Source organism: Mycobacterium sp., from assembly GCF_050701675.1.
Classification (GTDB): domain Bacteria; phylum Actinomycetota; class Actinomycetes; order Mycobacteriales; family Mycobacteriaceae; genus Mycobacterium.
In genome coordinates this window covers 1-7,293 of the sequence record NZ_JBOGDD010001097.1, presented here as the reverse complement: position 1 = coordinate 7,293, position 7,293 = coordinate 1, and the positions used below count along the sequence as shown (strand labels likewise).

Sequence of the window (7,293 nt, the reverse complement as noted above, 5' to 3'; positions counted from 1 at the left end):
GAACACTGGTTTACCGCATCGGCCACCGGTAACTGGCTGTGGGGCGATGCGGTAAACCCGGTGGATCCCGACCTGACGTTGACGCCGGACGGTTCCGGCTATCGCCTCAACGGACGCAAGAGGTTCTCGACCGGAGCCTCGACCGGAGACGTCACGTTGGCGATGGCCGCCGAACAGGGCGCTGACCGGGTGCTCGCATCGGTGGTCGAGCGCGACCGGGTGGGCCTCGAATTCCTCGATGACTGGGATGCGTTGGGGCAGCGCCTCTCCGCGAGTGGCAGCGCTGAATTCGTCGACGTCGCGATCGCGGCCGACGACGTCCTCGGGGAGGTCGGCGACGAGCCCTACTCGACGCTGGTCACCCCAGGCGTGCAGCTTGGCTTCGCCAATCTCTACCTCGGGATCGCCGAGGGCGCGCTGGAGCGTGCCCGTCGGCTGACACTGGATCGGCGGGGGTCCTGGCTGCTGAGCAACGTCGAGCACTATTCACGGGATCCGTTCGTGCAGCGCGCCTTCGGGGAGCTGCTGTCGAAGACCGCGGCGGTGGAGGCCCTGGCCGACCGCTGGAATACGCGGTTCGAGCAGGCGATCGCCCGCGGCGCGGAGGTCACCGCCGAATACCGAACCGAAGTCGAGATCGGCATCGCGCAGCTCAAGGTCGTGTCGACGGAGACCGCCCTGGAAGTGGCTCACCGGGTGTTCGAGGTTACCGGTTCCAGCTCGGCTCGCAGCGAGGTGGGGCTGGATCTGTTCTGGCGCAACGTTCGTACGCATTCCCTGCACGATCCCGTGGACTACAAGAAGCTCGAAGTAGGCGCGCACTATCTCACCGGAGACGTTCAGCCGATTACGCTCTACACCTGAGCGAGAAGAACGACCCGAGTCGGCCCGGACGTCTTAAGTGACCACACGCCGCCGAGTATCAGCGAATGTATCTCTCCAGCTGGGCCTTACGAACCGTCGGGGCAAGGCCGCGGACCTGAAGGAACTGTGCGGCCCTGGCCCTGATCTGACACATCTCGTCGGAGAGCAACCCGGCGCCGCCGTGCGCCACGACGCCTGCGGTGGTGGCACGGATCGCGATCTCGTTGAGAACGGCACGCCAGTGTGGATCGGGTAGCGGATTCGACACCGCGGTCTCGAGCTCCTCGGAGATGGCCAGCAGAGCCGGATCGTCCTGGCGCAGTCCGAGGGCGTCATCGAGTGCGGCCCTGGCCAGACCGTAGGCGCCGACCGGCGGCAGCAGCGGAACGTCATTCGGATCGAGGTCGGGATTGAGCTCACGTGCCCGGCGGACCTCGGGCCGCACCAGACCGTCCCTGGCCTTCCACTCCGTCACCGAGACCACTTCGGTGACGTACTCGTCGGCAAGGAAGTAGCCGTCCAAAGTCAGTGCCGCGGTTCGCGATCCGAAGACCGCGGTCAGTGGCAGCACCTGGCCGGTGACGCCCGGTCGGTGCAGATCGCCGATGCCGAATACGTAAGTCTCGCGGGCCTCGTCGACCGCGCCCAGCCAGACGACGTCGGTCAGACCCCAGCCCGAGTGCCAGCCGATCACCCCGTCGATCCGGTATCCGCCGGACACCTTGGTGGCCACCGTGCCGCGCTTCTGGGGCCAGGACCGGACGTGGCCCATCCCCGCGCCGCCGAGCAGTTCGCCTGCCGCCAATCGCGGTAGCAACGCCAACGTCTCCGGTGTACCGGCCTTGAGGGCAGGAACGACGGGAGCGTCGTGCTGCGTGACCACCGTCGCGGTCGACGGACATGCGCCGAAGAGCAGTTCATTGGCGGCGCTCTTCACCTCGTCGGGGATCTTCACGCCGCCGTACTGCTCGGGTACGAACCAGCGCTGATAACCGACCTCGCGTAGGGCCTCGATGTGTGACCGCGGTACTGCCGTGCGGTCGACCTCGACGGCGCGCGGCGCGATGACCTCCTCGACCAACCTGGCGAATTCGACGTACGCAGGATGGGCTTTGGGGTCGATCCGGGTCTCCGCGCTGGTGGTCATTCGTTCTCCTCGGCAATGGGCGGTTTCCTCGCCGCGCCGCCACGGCAGTGACTCGTTACCCGATCAACCTATTGCATTGGTAAACGATGCTTCACAGTTCGGATCTGGCGGATTCAGTGCCGCCGTCGAGAAATGCCTTTCGCGTCGGATAAGGCAGAGCTAAACATTTCGCGAAGCAGAAATTAATCATTCAGACCACGGCGAGACAAGGCAGAAAGTTGTGCACTGACGCTGGTCAGACGCCCTGCGCTCGTGCTGAATTTATCCGTAGGTGACGCGTTCGGAGGAGCTTAGGTTCTCAACAGAAGTGTTCGACGCATTCCCCGGGGGGCCTGCCGAACGGGAATTTGCGAACGAAACCACAGCGGGCTGAGGAAATGCCATGAGCGGTAAAACGACGCATTGGAGGGCACGAGTGAGCGTCTTCGGTAGTAAACACCTGACGGGAAAGTCGTCGGCACTAGCGGCCCTACTCGTTGCCGCACCGCTGTTGTTGGCCGGTTGTGGCAGCAGCGACGACAGCGGGGTGGTGGCCTTCCGCTTCGCCAAATCCACCACCGAGCTGTCGCTGGTCCGGATCGCCGACGAGCTCGGCTATTTCAAGAATGCGGGTGTCCGCCCCGAGTACGTCGGTCCCGCCACGGCCGTCCCCGCGGTGCAGTTGCTCGACCAGGGCGCCATCGACGTCGCGACGGGCATGTTCAACGGCGACATCGACGGCAAGGTCAAGGGCTTCAAGTTCACGGCCATCGCGTCCAGCATGCTCGACCTGCCACAGGAACCCCACATGGCGTACTTCACCAAGACCGGCTCGGATATCACCAAGAACAACCTGAAAGCCATTGAGGGCAAGACGATTGGCCTCAACGGCAACAACAGCTGCACCGACCTGGTGATCAAGCGGTACCTGAAGAACAACGGCGTCGACCTGAGCAAGGTCAAGTTCCTTCAGCTCAAGGACGAGCTCGTCGCGCCCGCTATCGAGCGGGGCGACGTCGACCTCGGCGTCTTCCATCCGCCACTCGTCGGTGTCCTGCTGAGCCAGCCGGCCAAGTTCACCGAAGCCTTCACCTCATTCGAAGACTGGGGTCCGCAGGGCGGCCAGGCACCCTACGTCGCAAGCAACGCGTGGTTGCAGAAGCACCCGCAGGCGGCGCGTGAGCTCGTCGGCATCATCGCGAAGACGGCCAACTGGGCCAACGCCCATCCGAAGGAATCGGCCGAGATCGCAGGCAAGACAACCGGATACCCGATCGAACAGACCACCAACTGGCACTATGCGCCCAACGCGCTCCTGGACAAGGCCAGCCTGCAGTTGTGGTGGAACCTCGTCGAAGAGGTGGGCAATCCGCTGCCGGGCGCGGAGAAGTTGAAACCCGAAGACATCGCGACCAACGCCTTCAACCCCTACGCCAAGTCGGCAGATCTCCTGGAGTCCCAAGAGGTGAATACGGCACCGGTCACCGACGAGCAGAACAAGGGGATCTTCAAGACGAACCTGGTAGCCATCGACGGTCTCGAAGACCAGAAATGATCCGCAGATGAGTCAGCAAGCACTCGTTGAGCAACTCAGTCAGGACGCCGCGGGACCAACCGCACCGCGGGCCGGCGACACGGCCTGGAAGATCGAGGCGAAACGCGTCACCAAGCTCTACCCGAAGCCCGGATCGAGATCGGCGAAGGATGCCACCGCCGTTCTCGACGGATTCAACCTCCAGATCCGCAGCGGCGAGTTCGTCTCCCTGCTCGGGCCGAGCGGTTGCGGCAAGTCCACCTTCCTCAACATCCTCGCTGGCCTGGACACCTTCAACCGGGGCGCCGTCCTCATCGACGGCAAACCAGTGGAAGGCGTCAACAAGAAGGTCGGTGTCGTCTTCCAGGGTTACGCGCTGTTTCCGTGGCTCACGGCGCAAAGGAACGTCGAGGCCGGTCTCAAGATTCGCGGCGTCGGGAAGGCGGAGCGCAGAGCGAGGGCGGCCGAGGTCCTCAAGACAGTGGGGCTGGAGGCGTCCGCCAATCGACTTCCGCACCAACTCTCCGGCGGCATGCGTCAGCGCGTCGCGATCGCGCGCGTCCTTGCCTACGACCCCGAGGTGCTGGTGTTCGACGAACCGTTCGCCGCCCTGGACGCCCAGACCCGCGAGTTCCTTCAGGGCGAGTTGCTGCGCATCTGGGAAGCCGGTGAGACGAAGAAGACGATCCTCTTCGTCACCCACTCGATCGACGAGGCCATCTTCCTGTCCGATCGAGTCGCGATCATGACCAGGGCGCCCGGCAAGGTAAAGACGCTGATCGACGTCGATCTGCCGCGGCCCAGGGACGGCGAAGCCAGGAACTCGGAGGACTTCGCGCACGTCCGCGCACGAGTCGCGCGGGTCCTTGAGGAGGAGGTGCACATTGGCTCCGAAGTTGCAGACGCTGGGTGAGCCGGTGCGCGTCGACGACGAACCGGACGACGACGACCTCATTCCGCCCAAGGGGCCCAACCCGTGGGTCACCAAGTACGGCCGCTACGTCTTCGGCGCGATCGGGCTGGGCGCCTTCCTGGTCAGCTGGTGGCTCGTCGTCAGAACCGGCTACGTCAGCAGCCTGTACCTCGCCACGCCTCAGGACACCGCGAAGGCATTCGTCGACGGACTGACCGACGGCACCTTGCTCTCCCAGATCTGGCCAAGCGTGCAGCGGGCGTTGATCGGGTTCGTGATTGCGTTAGTGGCCGGCGTCGTACTCGGCATCTTCGTTGGCTCGTTCCGGATCTTCCAGACCCTGGCCGCGCCGATCCTGCTCTTCTTCCGGAATCTCTCGTTACTTGCACTGCTGCCGGTCTTCGTCGTGTTCTTGGGAATCGGTGAGCAATCGAAGGTCGCGATCGTGGCGTGGGCGTGCTTCTGGCCGATCTTCATCAACGCCGTCGGAGCGGTCGGGGGCGTGGAACGCCTGCTGTTGAATTCGGCACGGGCGCTCGGTGCGGGCCGGGGATACACCTTCGTCCACGTCGTTCTGCCAGCGGCGATTCCGGCGATGTTTCCCGGTTTCCGGTTGGTGGCAGCGAACGCCTTCACGGCGATCGTCGCCGCCGAACTCGTCGGCGGCGCCGAGGGTTTGGGCATCTACATCAACAACGCCGCGTTGCGCTACCAGACCCCGCAGATGTACGCCGGAATCCTCACCCTCGGTCTGATCGGGATCGTGGTGAACGGGGTACTGACCGGTGCGGAGTGGCGCCTGACCGCGTGGCAGCGAGGTCTGACGAGTAGGTGATCCGGCCGCTCAGCTCTCGTCCTGCGGCGTGGTCACCGTGCTCGCCAATGTTGGTGTGCCGCCGATGAAGTCGTCCCAGTGCCGCCGAACCGGAGCCCACCGTTCGTCGAATGCCGCAGCACGCCGAGTTGCCCGCGCCCGCTTGGCCGGGCTGTAGCGCCACCGCGCCCATGGCGATGTCGGTCGCGCCAGCCGCAGGGCGGCCACCCACGCGACCGGAGAGATGAACAGACCCAGCAACGCGGTCGGGTACTTGCCCTTCAGCGCGGCGATCGCGACGACGACGAAGTTCACCAGTAACACCGCGACCGCGGCGATGCGGACGGCGGCGACGGCGCCGGGCAGATCGTCCACTTTGACCGGAGACACCCCGACCGCTGCCAGGCCGACGCAGGCGGCCGCCAAGGTCACCACGTTCACCGACAGCTGGCCCTCCTGCGACCAGTACACGTCCTGCAACCGGAAGATCATCGCGAACTCGTCGAGCACCAGCGAGGCGCCGACACCGACCAGCAACGCGGCCAGATAGGTCCAGACCGACAGCGGCGGGGAGCCGACACCGGAGAACCCGCCCACGATCAGCAGCACGACGCCTGGCGTCGAATGGTGCATGTGCACGCCGCCGGTGCTGACGTTGTGGAACGGTCCCTTGCCGGCTCGAATCAACCTGGTGACGCTGCGCGTGGTCACGAAGGTCACCACGAAGGCGGCGAAGCTCAGCAGCAGCGGTCCCTTGTAGCCTTCGACAACCTCGCGCTGCCACCACACGTCAAGCCAATTCATGAACGAACAGTAGACAGCAGACCCGCGTCACACGCCCGAAGCTCGCCGGCCGGTGTGGCACCCTGACCACCGTGCCAACCGAACCCACCACAGTCGCGCGAACCAAGACCGCCGCAGGTGCCGAGGTCGCCGTCCTGACCTTCGACCACGCCCCGCTGAACCTTTTCGACCAGTCGATGTTCGACTCGTTGGTCGGACGAATCGCGGAGTTGGCCGCCAACCCGCCGCGCGCACTGCTACTGCGCGCCGAGGGCAAGGTGAACTCGGCAGGCGTCGACGTCCACGTCTTCCAGGGACTGACCGCGCAACAGGGTGCCGATCTCTGGCGAAAGCTGTTCGCCAAGATCATCGATCCCCTCGAGGCACTGCCGTGCCCGGTGGTCTTCGCCGCCTACGGTCTGACCCTGACCGCCGCATTCGAGATCGCGCTCGGCTGCGACATCATCCTGGCCGCACCGCGGGCGAAGTTCGGACTGGTGGAGACCGTGGTGGGCCTGACGCCGTCGATGGGCGGACCTCAGCGGCTCGCCGAACGCGCCGGTTCGGGCCGGGCCCGCGAGCTCGTCATGACCGGTGATCTGTACGACGCCGCGACACTGGCCCAATGGGGTGTGGTGAACGCCGTCCACGACGACGTCGACGCGGCGGCTCGCGCGCTGACCGACCGTCTGGCCGACGGACCGACCAAGGCGCATGCCGCCACCAAGCAGATCATCGCGGCATGGCGATCCGGCGGGGTCGGCCACGCCGACGCCACCACCCCCAAAGCCTCCGGCGCACTGTTCGAAACCGATGATCTACGGCGCGCGGTGGTCAGCTTTCTCGAGGTCGGGCCGGGTAAGGCCACCTACACCGGGCAGTAGCGGGCCGACCACCGGCGGGGGCCCGCAAACTCGGTCCCGCTTGACATCGGATGTGAGTGGGTACGTACATCGCGCCAAGGAAATGGTTGCGAAGCAGCCCCTCACAGAGAATTGAGTACTCACCATGACCGACTTTCGGATCGTCCGTAGCCTTCCTGTCACTGCCGGCATCGCCGCCGTGATCGCCCTGAGCACGCTCACGGCCTGCGGATCCAGTGACAGTGGTTCCGATTCCTCGACGTCCAGCACGACGAGCGCTACGACGAGCGAAACCACCACGGCGCCCAGCACGATCGCGACCTCGACGGCGCCCGCCTCGGGTGCCCCAGGCACGGGTGCACCCGGTGAGGGTGCACCAGGTGCTGGCGCCGGACC

General features: G+C 65.4%; 7 protein-coding genes and 1 pseudogene. 6 read left to right on the top strand and 2 right to left on the bottom strand.

Annotation, left to right across the window (positions count from 1 at the left end; all coding sequences use genetic code 11):
• A partial coding sequence (locus ACRDUX_RS33885) for an acyl-CoA dehydrogenase family protein (protein ID WP_526420749.1) occupies positions 1–864 on the top strand: 864 nt, incomplete at its 5' end.
• Between the two features lie 58 nt (positions 865–922).
• On the opposite strand, the gene ACRDUX_RS33880 is transcribed toward ACRDUX_RS33885, so the two are convergent.
• Complete coding sequence (locus ACRDUX_RS33880) at positions 923–2,011, bottom strand: acyl-CoA dehydrogenase family protein (RefSeq protein ID WP_526420747.1); 1,089 nt, start codon at positions 2,009–2,011, stop codon at positions 923–925.
• Between the two features lie 415 nt (positions 2,012–2,426).
• Between ACRDUX_RS33880 and ACRDUX_RS33875 the strand changes: the two genes are divergently transcribed.
• From ACRDUX_RS33875 to ACRDUX_RS33865, 3 genes are read left to right on the top strand one after another with little or no spacing between them, the layout of a single operon-like run.
• The gene (locus ACRDUX_RS33875) at positions 2,427–3,545 is read left to right on the top strand and encodes an ABC transporter substrate-binding protein (protein ID WP_526420745.1); all 1,119 of its coding nucleotides are present in this window, start codon (positions 2,427–2,429) and stop codon (positions 3,543–3,545) included.
• A 7-nt stretch (positions 3,546–3,552) separates the two neighbouring features.
• Positions 3,553–4,437 carry an ABC transporter ATP-binding protein gene (locus tag ACRDUX_RS33870; protein WP_526420743.1) on the top strand — a complete coding sequence of 295 codons (885 nt, stop codon included), beginning with the start codon at positions 3,553–3,555 and terminating at the stop codon, positions 4,435–4,437.
• Positions 4,409–5,272: an ABC transporter permease gene (locus ACRDUX_RS33865; RefSeq protein ID WP_526420741.1), complete on the top strand. Its 864-nt coding sequence runs from the start codon at positions 4,409–4,411 to the stop codon at positions 5,270–5,272. Before ACRDUX_RS33870 ends, ACRDUX_RS33865 begins: the two co-directional genes overlap by 29 nt.
• Before the next feature lie 9 nt (positions 5,273–5,281).
• Here ACRDUX_RS33865 and ACRDUX_RS33860 read toward each other — a convergent pair whose 3' ends face one another.
• Positions 5,282–6,055: a hypothetical protein gene (locus ACRDUX_RS33860; protein ID WP_526420739.1), complete on the bottom strand. Its 774-nt coding sequence runs from the start codon at positions 6,053–6,055 to the stop codon at positions 5,282–5,284.
• A 62-nt stretch (positions 6,056–6,117) separates the two neighbouring features.
• On the opposite strand from ACRDUX_RS33860, the gene ACRDUX_RS33855 reads away from it, so the two are divergent.
• Both ACRDUX_RS33855 and ACRDUX_RS33850 read left to right on the top strand, forming a co-directional pair.
• On the top strand, positions 6,118–6,918 hold the full coding sequence (locus tag ACRDUX_RS33855; RefSeq protein WP_526420751.1) for an enoyl-CoA hydratase/isomerase family protein: 801 nt from the start codon (positions 6,118–6,120) through the stop codon (positions 6,916–6,918).
• 124 nt (positions 6,919–7,042) lie between these two features.
• A pseudogene (locus tag ACRDUX_RS33850) lies at positions 7,043–7,293 on the top strand (hypothetical protein); the annotation flags it as partial.